This window comes from Ancylobacter vacuolatus, assembly GCF_030813595.1.
Classification (GTDB): domain Bacteria; phylum Pseudomonadota; class Alphaproteobacteria; order Rhizobiales; family Xanthobacteraceae; genus Ancylobacter; species Ancylobacter vacuolatus.
The window spans coordinates 367944-382095 of record NZ_JAUSUH010000004.1; the positions used below are offsets into that span (position 1 = coordinate 367944).

The following is a 14152-nucleotide window of genomic DNA, read 5'->3' on the forward strand; positions in this document are numbered from 1 at the left end:
AAACTGGAAGCCTTCCAACGCGAAACTGTTTACAATTGACGGATGAGCATCATCAGCGATTCCGCTCATTTGAGCGACCTGTCCGTTGTGAAGAGCGTCTCCCTCACGAGCGCGCTCGAAAAGGAACTCGAGCGCCTCATTCTCACCGGCGAGCTGGAGCCGGGGGTTCGGATCAACGAGATCCACCTCTCGAACCGCTTCGGCACCAGCCGCGGCCCGATCCGCGAGGCCACCCGCAGCCTTGAGGCGAAGGGGCTGGTCGAGGTGGTGCGCAACCGGGGCGTCTTCGTCCGGCGGCTGTCGGTCGAGGACGCGATCGAGATCTATGACGTGCGCGCGGCTTTGTTCGGCCAGGCCGGTCGCCTGCTGGCCGAGCGGATGACCGACGGGCTGCTGGCCGAGTTGACCCGCATGGTCGACGAGATGGACGCGGTGGCCGAGCGCGGCAGCTTCGACGACTATTACCCGCTCAATCTCGGCTTCCATAACCTCATCGTCAGCTCCTGCGGCAACCGCACGCTGCTGGCCGAGTACCACCGCTTCGTCAACAAGCTGCACCTGTTCCGTGCCCGTGCGCTGGTGCAGGGCGGCGGCCTCGCCGTGTCGAACCGCGAGCACCGGGCGATGCTGGAGGCGCTGGCCTCCGGCGATGGCGAGCGGGCGCAGGTGACACATTGGCGCCATGTGGCGCTGGCCAAGCGCCGGCTCATCGCCGCCGTCGACGGCCACGCCCGCAACGACTGAAGGCACCGGCCTCTCTCGAGGGCCGCGCTCCCTCTCCCCGACGGGGAGAGGGAAGTCGGAAGGCGCGTCCCTCACGCGGCGGCGGCGCGCGCCTCGATCTTGCGCGAGGCCACGCGGGCGGCGAGGCGGATGGCGGACTGGAAGGCGCCGATATCGGCCACGCCCTTGCCGACGATGTCGAAGGCCGTGCCATGCGCCGGGGTGGTGAACACCACCTCCAGCCCGGCGGTGATGGTCACGCCCTTGTTGAAGCCCTTGAGCTTGGTCGCGATCTGGCCCTGATCGTGATACATCGCCAGCACGCTGTCATAGGCACCGGCAAACGCCTTGAGATAGACGGTGTCGGACGGATAGGGCCCTTCGCAGGCGATGCCCTCCCGCGCCATCGCCTCCACCGCCGGGCGGATGATCTCAATCTCCTCCATGCCGAACAGCCCGCCCTCGCCGCCATGCGGGTTGAGCGCCGCCACCGCGATGCGGGGGCGGTCGATGCCGGCCTTGCGCATCGTCTCATCGGCAAGGCGCAACGCGCCGCACACGCTGTCGAACGTCACCTGGTCCAGCGCCGTGCGCAGCGAGACATGCGACGTGACGCGCGTCATCCACTGGCCTTCCAGCACGTTCATCTCGCTGAACGGGCCCTTATGGTCGAGCAGATGGGCGAACATCTTGTGCTCGTCCGGGAAGCGCCAGCCGCCTTTGAACATCGCCTGCTTGTTCAGCGGGGCGAAGCACACGCCGTCCACCTCCGCCGCCTTGGCGAAGTCGATGGCGCGGGCCAGCGTGTCGCCGGTCAGCCGGCCGGAATCGGGGTTGGCGACGCCGAGCGGGAAGGCGTCCGGGTCGGTATTGCCGAGGTCAACCAGCGGGATTTCAGGCGCGCTCCAGTCCACCACGCCGGGTGACTCATAGCGCTGAAAGGTCAGCGTCACCCCGGCATGGCGCGCGCCCATCTCAAGCACACGGGCATCGCCCACCACGACCAGCCGCGCCACCTCGTCGAGGCCGCCCTGGCTCAGCAGGCGCGCGGTCTGCTCGGGGCCGATGCCGGTGCAGTCGCCAGGGGTGAGGGCGAGAATGGGGAGCGGGTGCGCGGTCATGAAACTACCTGTCCTTGGAACGTGACTGTCGGGGATCGAGCGGGCCAGGGCGCGCCTCGGTGGCGCTGTCATCCTCCAGCGTGCGCAGGAAGCGCGCCTTGCCGGCGAGGATGTGCCGCTCCAGAAGGCGGGCCGCGCCGGTGCCGTCGCTTTGGCGCAGCGCGTCGAGGATCGCCTTGTGCTCGTCATTGGAGGTGCGCATCGAGCCGGGCAGCACCAGGCCGCGCCGGCGGAACAGATGCAGCTCCGCCTCCAGCAGCGGGTAGAGCTCGATCAGCTTGTCATTGTCGGAGGCGACGACGACCTGGCGGTGGAACTCGTTGTTCAGCGTGTAGAAGGTGGCGATGTCGGGCGCCTCGATCGCCGCGTCCATCGCCCCGATCAGCTCTTCCAGCCCGCGCAGCTGCACTGTGGTGATGATGGCGGCCGAAAGCCGCCCGGCGGTGCCGAACAGGCCGGCGCGGATGTCGTAGAGGTCGAGCGCCTCCTTGGTAGAGACCTCGCGCACGAAGAAGCCGCGATTGAGTTCGCTGCGCAGCAGGCCGATCTGCTCCAGCGCCCGGCAGGCCTCGCGCACCGGGCCGCGGCTGATGCCGAGCCGAAGCGCCAGCGTGCTCTCATTGATGCGGGTGCCGCCGGTGAGTTCGCCGGTGCCGATCATGCGCTCGATCTCGCGCTGGATCAGCGGCACGAAAGAGGCGGTGCGCGGGGTGCGGGCGGGGTTTGCAGCGGGGCGGAGCATGGCGCCATCTGGCCCGCATAATCGCCGATTGTCAACAATGCTGCGCCAAAACGACACTATTCGCCTAAACCGGCAGCGCCGGCGCCCTCACCCACCGTAACAACGCTCCGCGGTGACATACGCCGTAAATGCAAGCGCCTCCGCGTCTTCCGCCCGTCTAACCGACGACGGGCAGTCGAGCGAGCTGTCCGGAAGTGCGCTGTCACTGCCATTAAGTGTTGACAGTTGTCGGTTCGTTGAACACTGTCGCCTGCACCAGCGCTGCGGTGCCGCCGCCCCAATAGGCCGCACCCCGATTTCCAGGAGTTTCCATGACGACCTATTCGATAGCGGTCATTCCCGGCGACGGGATCGGCAATGAGGTGGTGCCGGAGGCGCAGCGCGTTCTGGAGGCGGCCAGCCGCATCGGCGGCTTCTCCTTCGATTGGACCCATTATGACTGGAGCTGCGAGCGCTTCGCCAAGACCGGGGCGATGATGCCGGCGGACGGCCTGCAGCAGATCCGCGACAAGGACGCCATCTTCCTCGGCGCCGTCGGCTTTCCCGGCGTGCCGGATCATGTCTCGCTGTGGGGCCTGCTGATCCCGATCCGCCGCAGCTTCCATCAATATGTGAATCTGCGCCCGGTGAAGCTGCTCGCCGGCGTCGAGAGCCCGCTCAAGGGCCGCGAGGCCGGCTCGATCGACTTCTATGTCGTGCGTGAAAACAATGAGGGCGAATATTCCTCCATTGGCGGCCGGCTCTATGAGGGGCTGGAGGACGAGCTAGTGATGCAGCAGTCCATCTTCACCCGCCGCGGCTGCGACCGGGTGATGCGCTACGCCTTCGAACTCGCCAAGGGCCGCAAGCAGCACGTCACCTCGGCCACCAAGTCGAACGGCATCAGCCACACCATGCCGTACTGGGACGAGCGCTTCGCCGCGATCTCCAAGGAATATCCCGGCTTCACCACCGACCAGTATCATATCGACATCCTGACCGCGCATTTCGTGCGCAACCCGGACTGGTTCGACGTGGTGGTCGCCTCCAATCTGTTCGGCGACATCCTGTCCGATCTCGGCCCGGCGGTGGTCGGCTCCATCGGCATCGCGCCGGGCGCCAACATCAATCCCGAGAAGGACTACCCCTCGATGTTCGAGCCGGTGCACGGCTCGGCGCCTGACATTGCCGGCAAGGGCGTCGCCAATCCGATCGGCCAGATCTGGTCGGGGGCGATGATGCTGCGCCATCTCGGCGAGGAAGCCACCGCGCGCGCCATCGAGCAGGCGATCGAGGACGTGCTCGCCCGTCGCGACAGCCTCACCCGCGACCTCGGCGGCACCGCCGGCACACGCGAACTGACCGACGCCATCATCGGCGCCCTGCCCTCCTCCGCCGCCCGCGCCCCGGCGGCCTGACGCCCGATAAAACGAGGAAACGTTCCATGACGCTGCACCAGACCAACCCCGCCCAGGCCCAGCCCATCGTCGAGGGCCTCACCCAGGAGGTGGCGGAATTCGTCGTCGGCACGAGCTATGCCGATTTGCCGGCCGAGGTGGTCGAGCTCGGCAAGAAGTCGATCCTCGACGGCATCGGCCTCGCCCTTTCCGGCTCGGTGGCCAAGAGCGGCGAGCATATCCAGGCCTATCTGACCGGGCTCGGCATCAAGGAAGGGCCGGCAACCGTGATCGGCACCGCGCTGAAGGTGCCGACCCGCTTTGCCGCCTTCGCCAACGGCGTCGGCATCCATGCCGACGATTATGACGACACCCAGCTCGCCGTCGGCAAGGACCGCGTCTACGGCCTGCTCACCCACCCGACCGCGCCAGCGCTGCCGGCCGCGCTCGCGGTTGCCGAGGCGGATGGCCGTTCGGGGCCGGACATGATGCTGGCCTATCATCTCGGCGTCGAGGTGGAGTGCAAGATCGCCGAGGCGATCAACCCGCGCCACTACCAGCACGGCTTCCACGCCACCGCCACCTGCGGCACCTATGCCGCCGCCGCCGCCGCCGGCAAGCTCAAGGGGCTGGATGTCGAGCAGATGGTGCGCGCATTCGGCTGCGCCGGCAGCCAGTCGGCCGGCCTGCGGGAGAATTTCGGCACCATGATGAAGCCCTTCCACGCCGGCCGCTCCTCCGAGAGCGGCGTGGTGGCGGCGGACTTCGCCGCGCTGGGCTGGACCACCACCGACAAGATCCTGGAAGCGCCGCGCGGCTTCTTCCAGGCGGCGGGCGGCGGTTTTGATCCCACCGCCATCGTCGGCAAGCTCGGCCAGCCCTGGACCTTCGCCTTCCCCGGCGTCTCCATCAAGCCGCATCCGTCGGGCTCGCTCACCCATCCCGGCATGACCAAGATGCTGGAGCTGATCCGCACCCACTCCATCAAGGCCGAGGATGTCGAGCGCGTGGATGTCGGCACCAACCAGAACATGCCGAACGCGCTGATCCATCACCGCCCGAAGAACGAACTTCAGGCCAAGTTCTCGATGGAATTCTGCATGGCGATCCTGCTGCTCGACGGGCGCGGCAGCCTCCCCGAGTTCACCGACGAGACGGTGGAGCGGGAGGACGTGAAGGCGATGATCGAGCGGGTGAACTTCCATGTCCATCCGGAGGCGGAAGCCGCGGGCTACGACAAGATGACCACGATCATCGACATCCACATGAAGGACGGGCGTACCCTGTCCGGTCGCTCCGACTTCGGCAAGGGCAGCCCGGCCAACCCGATGACCTATGACGAGGCCGCCGACAAGTTCCGCGGCTGCGCCGAATTCGCCCGCTGGGACAAGGCCAAGACCGAGTCCATCGTCGAGACGGTGCGCCGGCTGGAACAGCTGGGCGACATCCGGGAGCTCACGCGCCTCTGCGCCTGAGGCCATTCCCACAAAGCGAAGGGCGCCCCTGCCCCGGGGCGCCCTTTTTTATGTCCGCGCGTCAGCCGGTGGATTGCAGCGTGTCAGCCCTCCAGCTTGTCCTGGGTGCGCGTGTCGAAATCGCGCGCGTCATGTCGTTCGCGCAGCTGCTCATGCGGCTCGCCGGTCATGCGGTTGACCATGCGCCCGCGTTTCACCGCCGGCCGGGCGAACAGCTCGTCGGCCCAGCGCAGCACGTGGGTGTATTCATGCGCGGAAAGGAAGGTGCCGGCATCGCCATAGGTCCAGCCCTTCACCACCGCGCCATACCAGGGCAGCACCGCGATGTCGGCGATGGTGTAGTCGTCGCCGGCGAGATAGCGGCTCTCCGCCAGCCGCCGGTCCAGCACATCGAGCTGGCGCTTGGCCTCCATGGCGAAACGGTCGATGGCATATTCGATCTTGACAGGCGCATAGGCGTAGAAATGGCCGAAGCCGCCGCCGAGATAGGGCGCGCTGCCCATCTGCCAGAACAGCCAGGACAGGCATTCGGCGCGCTTGGCCGGATCGGCCGGCAGGAAGGCGCCGAACTTTTCCGCGAGATGGAGCAGGATGGCGCCGGATTCGAACACCCGGATCGGCGTGTCGCCCGAACGGTCCATCAGCGCCGGGATCTTCGAGTTCGGGTTGACCTCGACGAAGCCGGAGCCGAACTGCTCGCCCTCGCCGATCTTGATCAGCCAGGCGTCATATTCCGCGCCCGTGTGGCCGGCGGCGAGAAGCTCCTCCAGCAGGATCGTCACCTTCTGCCCGTTCGGCGTGGCCAGCGAATAGAGCTGGAGCGGGTGCGTGCCGACCGGCAGCTCCTTCTCATGCGTTGGCCCGGCAATCGGGCGGTTGATGTTGGCGAAGGTGCCGCCATTGGCCTTGTTCCAGGTCCACACCTTCGGCGGCGTGTAGTCGGTGGGTTCGGACATCGGGAGTTCTCCATGCGTGGGGCGGCCGGCCCGCAGGGGCGCCGCCGAATCCGTGTGCTGTCGCGCCGACTTTAGCGGCGCCATCGGCCCGGTCATCCCCGGTTGCATCACATCGCGGCGACGCGACGTTGGGTTAAGCCGCATCAGGACGGTTGCGCGCGGCCCTGTCCTTGCCTAGTGCAGGCAGGACAGGGCGAGAGCGAGCGCACGTGACCCCCGATTTCACCACCGGCGAGCGGCATCTGGCGCAAGGACTGCGCCGTCTGGTACGGACCAGCGAGCTCGGCATCGTCGCGCTGGCCGCGATTGTCGGCGTGGTCGCCGGCCTTGTGGTCATCGCCATGAACGCGGCGCTGCAGGCGCTGCACGAACTCCTGTTCCGCATTCCGACCGCCAGCCACCTCTCGATCACCGAGGGCATCGCCCCCTGGCTCGTGCTGCTGGTCCCCGCTCTCGGCGGCCTCGCCTTCGGGCTGTGCGTGCGGGCCTTCCTGCGCACACGCGCCAGCCCGCCGGTGGACCCGATCGAGGCCAATGCCCTCCACGGCGGGCGCATGTCGCTGGTCGACAGTCTCATCGTCGCCTTGCAGACGCTGTTCTCCAGCGGGGTCGGCGCCTCGGTGGGGCTGGAGGCGGGCTATACCCAGGCGGCGGCCGGCTTCGCCTCCTGGTTCGGCCGGGTGTTCCATGTCCGGCGGGCGGATCTGCGGCTGCTGGTCGGCTGCGGCGCCGGCGCGGCGATCGGTGCCGCCTTCGACGCACCGCTGATGGGCGCCTTCTACGGCTTCGAGCTGGTGCTCGGCACCTATGCCATTCCCGCCTTCGTGCCGATGATGACGGCGACCTTCACCGCCGCCCTCACCCAGCAATGGCTGGCGCCACCACATCACCCGCCGCTGCCTGATCTCACCGCCCCGCAACTGTCCGACCTGCCCTCGGTGCTGCTGCTCGGCTTTTTCTGCGCGCTGGTCGGCATCGCCGTCATGCGCGGGGCGACGCTAGTGGAAGCCGGCTTTCGCCGCTCGGCCCTGCCCGTCTGGCTGCGGCCGGCGGTGGGCGGGCTGATCGTCGGCGCCCTCGCTTTGTGGAATCCGGCGGTGCTCTCGGCCGGGCATGGCGCGGTCTATCACTTCCTCGCCGCCGACACCGGGCTGGCGATGGCGGCGCTGCTGCTGGTGGCGAAGGTCACGGCCTCCTCGGTCTCCATCGGCGCCGGCTTTCGCGGCGGCCTGTTCTTCGCCTCGCTGCTGATGGGGGTGATGGCCGGGCGCGTCTATGCCGCCGGCATGGGCCTCCTGATGCCCGATATCGTACCCGCCCACGCCTTCTACGCCCTCATCGGCATGAGCGCGCTGGCGGTGGCGGTCGTCGGCGGCCCGATGACCATGACGCTGCTGGCGCTTGAAATGACCGGCAATCTGCAGCTGACGCTGGCCGTGCTGGCGGCGGCGGGCACCGCCTCGCTGGTGACGCGGCGGCTGTTCGGCTTCTCCTTCGCCACCTGGCGCTTTCATCTGCGCGGCGAGAATATTCGCGGTGCCCACGATATCGGCTGGCTGCGCGAGCTGACCGTCGCCACGCTGATGCGCCGCGAGGTGCCGCTGCTCGATGTCGACACCCCGCTGATGGAGGCCCGCCATCGCTACCCGCCCGGCGCCACCGCCTATCTCGTCGCCACCGCGCAGGGCCGCTACGCCGGCATGATCCCGCCCGCCGCGCTGTTCGAGCCCGTGGAGGGCGAGGCGCCGGGCCTGCGCCCGCTGCTGCGCCTCGCCGACACCTCGCTGCTCCCGACCGCCACCCTGCGCGAGGCGCTGGACCTGTTCGAGCGCACCGAGGCCGACGCGCTCGCCGTCACCCTGCCCGATGGCACCGTGACCGGCGTGCTCAGCGAGGCGCACGCGGTCAAGCGCTACAGCGACGAGATGGGCCGGCGCCTCGCCGAGGTGACGGGCGAGACGTCCGACTGAATTTCACAGCCCCCGCCGCGCCGGGGCGTAGAAGCTCTCCGACATGTCGATCTCGTTCAGCGTGAAGCGGTGGTCGGTCGGCGGCTGGGCGCGCTGCTCGCAGTCGAGCCGCGGGCAGATGCGGCAGCCCACCCCGATCGGCACGGTCTGCGAGGGATCGGAGAGGTTCATGCCGTCGGAATAGACCATCTGGTGCGCATGGCTGATATGGCAGCCGAGCCCGATGGAGAGGTGCCGGCGCGGCGCATTGTGCCGGTGCCCGCCCTTGGTGATCGACTTGGCGATGCAGAAATAGCGCTGGCCCTCCGGCATCTGGCTGAGCTGCACATTGATCCGCTCGGGATGGAAGAACGCGGCATAGACGTTCCAGCGCGGGCAGGCGCCGGAATGGCGGGAAATATGGATGCCCGACAGCGAGAAGCGCTTGGAGATGTTGCCGGCAATGTCGGTCCGCACCAGATGCAGCGGAATGCCCGAGCGCCCCGGCCGCTGCAGCGTGGTCATGCGGTGGCACACCTGCTCGAAGCTGGTGCGAAAGCGCCGCTGGATGCGCTCAATGTCGTAGCGCGTTTCCTGGCAGGCGGCGAAGAACGGCTCATAGGGCATGACAAGCGCCGAGGCGAAATAGCTCGCCAGCGCGTTGCGGGTGACGATGGGCGCGTCCGCCGGCAGATTGCCGGCCTCGATCAGTTCGTCGATCTGGCGCGAGGCGGCGAGCATGCCGAGCTGGTGGGCGACCACGAACAGCGCCGATTCCGGCGGCAGCACCTCGGCGGTGATGAGCTCATGCGCGCCCGCATCATAGCGCCGGGCGATGCCGGCCGGTAGCGAGGCGGAGCGCCAGTTCAGCCCGAAGACGTTGGCGAGATAGGTCTTCAGCCCGTGCTCGAACGAATCCGAGGCGAAATCGATGTCGCGGCGGATGCGCTCGGCCTCGGCCTCCAGGCTGGGGAAGTGATTGGCGTTTTCCTGGATGAAATCGGAAACCGCATCCGTCGAGGGATGGTAGCCGGCCTCGCTGTCGGGGGCGCCGGCACCGGTGCGGTGCGCCTCGCGCAGAGTCTTGAACTGGTCGTAGAGCCGCACCACCGCCCGCCCGACCGCCGGGTTGGAGGCGGCGAGGTCGCGTATGTCCTGGTTGGTCAGCGCGTTCTCGGCGAACAGCTCGTCGCTGAACAGCTCCATCATGTCGCCGACGAGGCGGGATTCGTCGTTCTCCACCAGTTCGCCCGGCTCAATGCCGAAATAGCCCGCCAGCTTCATCAAGAGCGGCACGGTGATGCGCCGGCGATTATGCTCGATCAGGTTGAGATAGCTGGCGGAAATGCCGAGGGCGGTCGCGAGGTCCGCCTGCGAGATGCGCTTGGCGCGGCGCAGCCTCTGCACCCGGCTGCCGATGCGCGGTTCGGTGGTGGCGAGCATGGCCCGACCCTTTGCTGGCTTTACAAAATCGACCTGTAAACTTTACAAGCCTTATCAGCTTAACACGCTCAAATCATTATCTTTCTTGCCTTTCGGTGTCGAGTGTTAAATCTTTACATCACACATCGCAGGGAGGAATTGACATGAGCCCGACCACCCATAGCCAAACCACCTCAGGCGAAGACGAATTCGTCACCATCATCGGCGGCGACGCTGAGGAGATCGGCCAGGTCTTCCGCGACCAGGGGTTGGCCGCCAAGGACTTCACCATCGTCCACCGTATCGGCCGCCACCGCATCGCCATGGCGCCCGGGCAGGACGACATGAGCGCCCTTGTCGGCGCGCTGCTCGGTGGGCGGCTGGTGGCAGCCACCTATGCGCGGCGCCCCCGCTAGAGGCATGGCCGCAAGACCCCGCTTCAGGCTGCCCGACTTCAGACCGTCCCGCTTCGAGGACGCACGAAGCGGGTCGGCCGGCGCGGGTGCCGCGTCCTCCTCGGCCCCCGCGTCTCTCTCCCATCCCGATCTCGCTGCAGGAAACGACCATGCTCGACCAGCTTCGCCCCACGCCCGACAGCTTCCCCGCCCCGCACTGGGCGCCGGAGCGCTGGCGCAACATCCATCGCAGCTACGCCCCCGCTGAGGTCGCCCGCCTCGCCGGCTCGCTGCGTATCGAGCACACGCTCGCCACCCATGGCGCCCGCCGCCTGTGGGAGCTGCTGCAGACGCAGGATTTCGTGCCCACCATGGGCACCTATACCGGCATCCAGGCGGTGCAGCAGGTGAAGGCCGGGCTGGAGGCGATCTACCTCTCCGGCTGGCAGGTGGCCGCCGACGGCAATTCGGCCGGCGACATGTATCCCGACCAGAGCCTCTACCCCGTCGACAGCGTTCCCGCCGTGGTCCGGCGCATCAACAAGGCGCTGATGCGCGCCGACCAGATCCAGACCATGGAGCGCGCGGACGGCGCCAAGGGTCCCGAGCACGATTATTTCGTGCCGATCATCGCCGATGCCGAGGCCGGCTTCGGCGGCCAGCTCAACGCCTATGAGCTGACCAAGGCACTGATCGAGGCCGGCGCGGCGGCGGTGCATTTCGAGGACCAGCTGGCCTCGGAAAAGAAGTGCGGCCATCTCGGCGGCAAAGTGCTGGTGCCCACCCGCCAGTTCGTCCGCACGCTGAACGCCGCCCGCCTCGCCGCCGACGTGCTCGGCGTGCCCACGATCATCATGGCCCGCACCGATGCGGAATCGGCCCGGCTCATCACCTCGGATGTTGACGAGCTCGACCGGCCCTTCATCAGCGGCGAGCGCACGCAGGAAGGCTTCTACCGCTACAATGGCGGCTTCGAGGCCGGCATCGCCCGCGCCATCGCCTATGCGCCCTATGCCGACCTGCTGTGGTGCGAGACCTCGACCCCGAGCCTCGACGATGCCCGCCGCTTTGCGGAAGGCGTGCACCGGGTGCATCCGGGCAAGATGCTCGCTTACAACTGCTCGCCGTCCTTCAACTGGGCCAAGCACATGGACAAGGCGCAGATGAAGACCTTCCAGGCGGAGCTCGGCGCCATGGGCTACAAGTACCAGTTCATCACGCTCGCCGGCTTCCACAACCAGTGCTTCACCACCTTCGAGCTGGCGCGGCGCTACCGGGAGGACGGCATGGCCGCCTATTCCGAGCTGCAGCAGCGCGAATTCGCCGCCGAGGCGCAGGGCTTCACCGCCACGCGCCACCAGCGTGAAGTCGGCACCAGCTACTTCGACGCCATCGCCACCGTGCTCAGCGAAGGCATGAGCGCCACCACGGCAATGCAGGACTCGACGGAAACGGCGCAGTTCTGAGGGCCCGCTCGGCTTGTCACTCCGGGGCGGCGCACGGCGCGCCCGGCGGCGGTTCGGGGAGAGCCGCCGCCGGGTCCGGCGAAGGCCGGGCGCTCCGGAGTGACGTTTTTGTCATCCCCGAGGTGACGTTTTTCGTTTTCGCGCTGCAACGCAAACGCCTCACGAAGCGTTGACCCGCAAGGGTTCGCGCTTTGCCGCGCGCAGAAGTTCGACTATCTGCGATGTTGCACCGCACCCGCACTTTTGTCTATTGGAAAGCACAGCTGTGCCGGCCGCTCGCGGCGACCGGCTTTCCGCTCGCGTGAAGGGACCCGTCATGAACTACACCGACCTTGCCGGCCTGAAGGTGGATTCCGCCCTTGTCGACTTCATCAACAAGGAGGCCATTCCCGGCACCGGGGTCGAGGTAGACGCCTTCTGGCAGAGCTTCGCCGGCATCGTGCGCGACTTCGCCCCCCGCAATGCGGAACTGCTGGCCCGCCGCGACGAACTGCAGGCGCAGATCGACGCCTGGCACCGCGCCCACCGCAACAAGCCGATCGATCCCGTGGCTTATGAGGTGTTCCTGGCCGAGATCGGCTATCTCCTGCCCGAGCCGGAAGCGTTCGAGGTCGTTACCGACAAGGTGGACGAGGAACTGGCCCGCATTCCCGGCCCGCAGCTGGTGGTGCCCGTCACCAATGCCCGCTACGCGCTGAACGCCGCCAATGCCCGCTGGGGTAGCCTTTATGATGCGCTCTACGGCACCGACGCGCTGCCCGAGGACAAGGGCGCCAGCCGGTCCAACGGCTTCAATGCGGTGCGTGCCCAGCGCGTCATCGAGAGCGCCCGCGCCTTCCTCGACGACAGCGTGCCGCTGGCGGCCGGCAGCCATGCCGATGTCGTCGCCTATCGCGTGGCGGAGGGCGCGCTGGTGGCCGAGCTCGCCTCCGGCACGCGGACCTCGCTGAAGGACCCCGCCCAGTTCGCCGGCTTCAGCGGCGCGGCGGAGGCACCCTCCTCGGTGCTGCTGGTCAATCACGGCCTGCATATCGACATCGTCATCGACCGCAGCCACCGCATCGGCAAGACCGATCGGGCCGGCATCGCCGATATCGTCATCGAGGCTGCCGTGACCACCATCGTCGACTGCGAGGACAGCGTCGCGGCAGTGGACGCGCAGGACAAGGTGCTGGTCTATCGCAACTGGCTCGGCCTGATGTCCGGCACGCTCAGCGCCAGCTTCGCCAAGGGCCGCGAGACGGTGGAGCGCAGCCTCGCCGCCGATCGCCGCTACACCTCCGCCACCGGCGGCGAACTCACCCTGCACGGGCGCAGCCTGATGCTGGTGCGCAATGTCGGCCAGCACATGCTGACCGATGCGGTGCTCGACGCGCAGGGCCGGGAGATTCCCGAGGCCATTCTCGATGCCGCCGTCACCGCGCTGATCGCGCTGCACGACCTCAAGGGCACGGGCGCGCTGCGCAACAGCCGCGCCGGCTCGGTCTATATCGTCAAGCCGAAGATGCACGGCCCGGAAGAGGTCGCCTTCGCGGTGGACCTGTTCGCCCGCGTCGAGCAGGCGCTGGGGCTGGACCTCAACACGCTAAAGATCGGCATCATGGACGAGGAGCGCCGCACCAGCGCCAACCTCTCCGCCTCGATCCGCGCCGCCCGCGAGCGGGTGGTGTTCATCAACACCGGCTTCCTCGACCGCACCGGCGACGAGATCCACACCTCGATGGAGGCGGGGCCGATGGTGCGCAAGAACGAGATGAAGGCGCAGGCCTGGATCAAGGCCTATGAGGACAACAATGTCGATGCGGGCCTCGCCGCCCATCTCGACGGCCATGGCCAGATCGGCAAGGGCATGTGGGCGATGCCCGACCGCATGGCCGACATGATCGCCCAGAAGGTCGCCCACCCGCTCGCCGGCGCCAACACCGCCTGGGTGCCCTCGCCCACCGCCGCCACGCTGCACGCGCTGCACTACCACAAGGTCGACGTGTTCAAGCGGCAGGCGGAGCTGCGCCACCGCAAGCGCGCCGCGCGCCGCGACCTGCTCACCATTCCCGTGGTCGACCGCGGCAATTGGGACCCGGCCGACGTGCAGCAGGAGCTGGACAACAACATCCAGGGCATTCTCGGCTATGTCGTGCGCTGGGTCGATCAGGGGGTGGGCTGCTCCAAGGTGCCGGACATTCACGATGTCGGGCTGATGGAAGACCGCGCCACGCTGCGCATCTCCTCGCAGCACGTCGCCAACTGGCTGATGCATGGCGTGGTCACGGCCGAGCAGGTCGAGGAGACGCTGCGCCGCATGGCCAAAGTGGTCGACGGCCAGAATGATGGCGACCCTTCCTATGTGCCGATGGCGCCGGCCTATGACGGCTTCGCCTTCCGCGCCGCCCGCGACCTGATCTTCGAGGGCCGCGCCCAGCCGAACGGCTACACCGAATTCGTGCTCACCCGCCGCCGCCGCGAGGCCAAGCAGGCGCAGGCGCAGGCACAAGCCGCCGCCTGATCCACCCTTCGAGGAAACGCCAAA

The 14152-nt window shown here is 67.8% G+C and carries 11 protein-coding genes; 7 read left to right on the forward strand and 4 right to left on the reverse strand.

The window, feature by feature from the left end; translation table 11 throughout:
• Positions 1-42 precede the first annotated feature (42 nt).
• Positions 43-744 (forward strand): FCD domain-containing protein, encoded by a 702-nt coding sequence (locus J2S76_RS12310; RefSeq protein WP_018389964.1) that lies wholly within the window; start codon positions 43-45, stop codon positions 742-744.
• 71 nt (positions 745-815) lie between these two features.
• On the opposite strand, the gene J2S76_RS12315 is transcribed toward J2S76_RS12310, so the two are convergent.
• Both J2S76_RS12315 and J2S76_RS12320 read right to left on the reverse strand, forming a co-directional pair.
• Positions 816-1844: a PdxA family dehydrogenase gene (locus J2S76_RS12315; protein WP_307060735.1), complete on the reverse strand. Its 1029-nt coding sequence runs from the start codon at positions 1842-1844 to the stop codon at positions 816-818.
• Positions 1845-1848: 4 nt separating this feature from the next.
• Positions 1849-2586, reverse strand: a complete 738-nt coding sequence (locus J2S76_RS12320; RefSeq protein WP_018389962.1) for an FCD domain-containing protein — start codon at positions 2584-2586, stop codon at positions 1849-1851.
• Between the two features lie 311 nt (positions 2587-2897).
• Here J2S76_RS12320 and J2S76_RS12325 point away from each other — a divergent pair, with 311 nt between their 5' ends.
• Together J2S76_RS12325 and J2S76_RS12330 are read left to right on the forward strand one after the other, a co-directional pair.
• Positions 2898-3983, forward strand: a complete 1086-nt coding sequence (locus J2S76_RS12325; RefSeq protein WP_307060736.1) for a tartrate dehydrogenase — start codon at positions 2898-2900, stop codon at positions 3981-3983.
• A 26-nt stretch (positions 3984-4009) separates the two neighbouring features.
• Positions 4010-5437, forward strand: a complete 1428-nt coding sequence (locus tag J2S76_RS12330; protein ID WP_307060737.1) for an MmgE/PrpD family protein — start codon at positions 4010-4012, stop codon at positions 5435-5437.
• Between the two features lie 83 nt (positions 5438-5520).
• On the opposite strand, the gene yghU is transcribed toward J2S76_RS12330, so the two are convergent.
• The gene (yghU, locus tag J2S76_RS12335; protein WP_307060738.1) at positions 5521-6393 is read right to left on the reverse strand and encodes a glutathione-dependent disulfide-bond oxidoreductase; all 873 of its coding nucleotides are present in this window, start codon (positions 6391-6393) and stop codon (positions 5521-5523) included.
• Between the two features lie 209 nt (positions 6394-6602).
• Here yghU and J2S76_RS12340 point away from each other — a divergent pair, with 209 nt between their 5' ends.
• Positions 6603-8363, forward strand: coding sequence for a chloride channel protein (locus tag J2S76_RS12340; RefSeq protein WP_307060739.1), 1761 nt, complete (start codon positions 6603-6605; stop codon positions 8361-8363).
• Between the two features lie 3 nt (positions 8364-8366).
• On the opposite strand, the gene J2S76_RS12345 is transcribed toward J2S76_RS12340, so the two are convergent.
• Positions 8367-9785 carry a helix-turn-helix domain-containing protein gene (locus J2S76_RS12345; RefSeq protein WP_307060740.1) on the reverse strand — a complete coding sequence of 473 codons (1419 nt, stop codon included), beginning with the start codon at positions 9783-9785 and terminating at the stop codon, positions 8367-8369.
• A gap of 143 nt (positions 9786-9928) precedes the next feature.
• On the opposite strand from J2S76_RS12345, the gene J2S76_RS12350 reads away from it, so the two are divergent.
• The 3 genes from J2S76_RS12350 to J2S76_RS12360 all read left to right on the forward strand — a co-directional run bounded on the left by J2S76_RS12350 (position 9929) and on the right by J2S76_RS12360 (position 14128).
• A complete protein-coding gene (locus J2S76_RS12350) occupies positions 9929-10180 on the forward strand; it encodes a hypothetical protein (RefSeq protein WP_091441010.1) in 252 nt (83 codons plus the stop codon).
• 149 nt (positions 10181-10329) lie between these two features.
• Positions 10330-11625, forward strand: a complete 1296-nt coding sequence (aceA, locus tag J2S76_RS12355) for an isocitrate lyase (RefSeq protein WP_307060741.1) — start codon at positions 10330-10332, stop codon at positions 11623-11625.
• Between the two features lie 316 nt (positions 11626-11941).
• Positions 11942-14128, forward strand: a complete 2187-nt coding sequence (locus tag J2S76_RS12360) for a malate synthase G (RefSeq protein WP_307060742.1) — start codon at positions 11942-11944, stop codon at positions 14126-14128.
• The last annotated feature ends 24 nt before the right edge of the window (positions 14129-14152 follow it).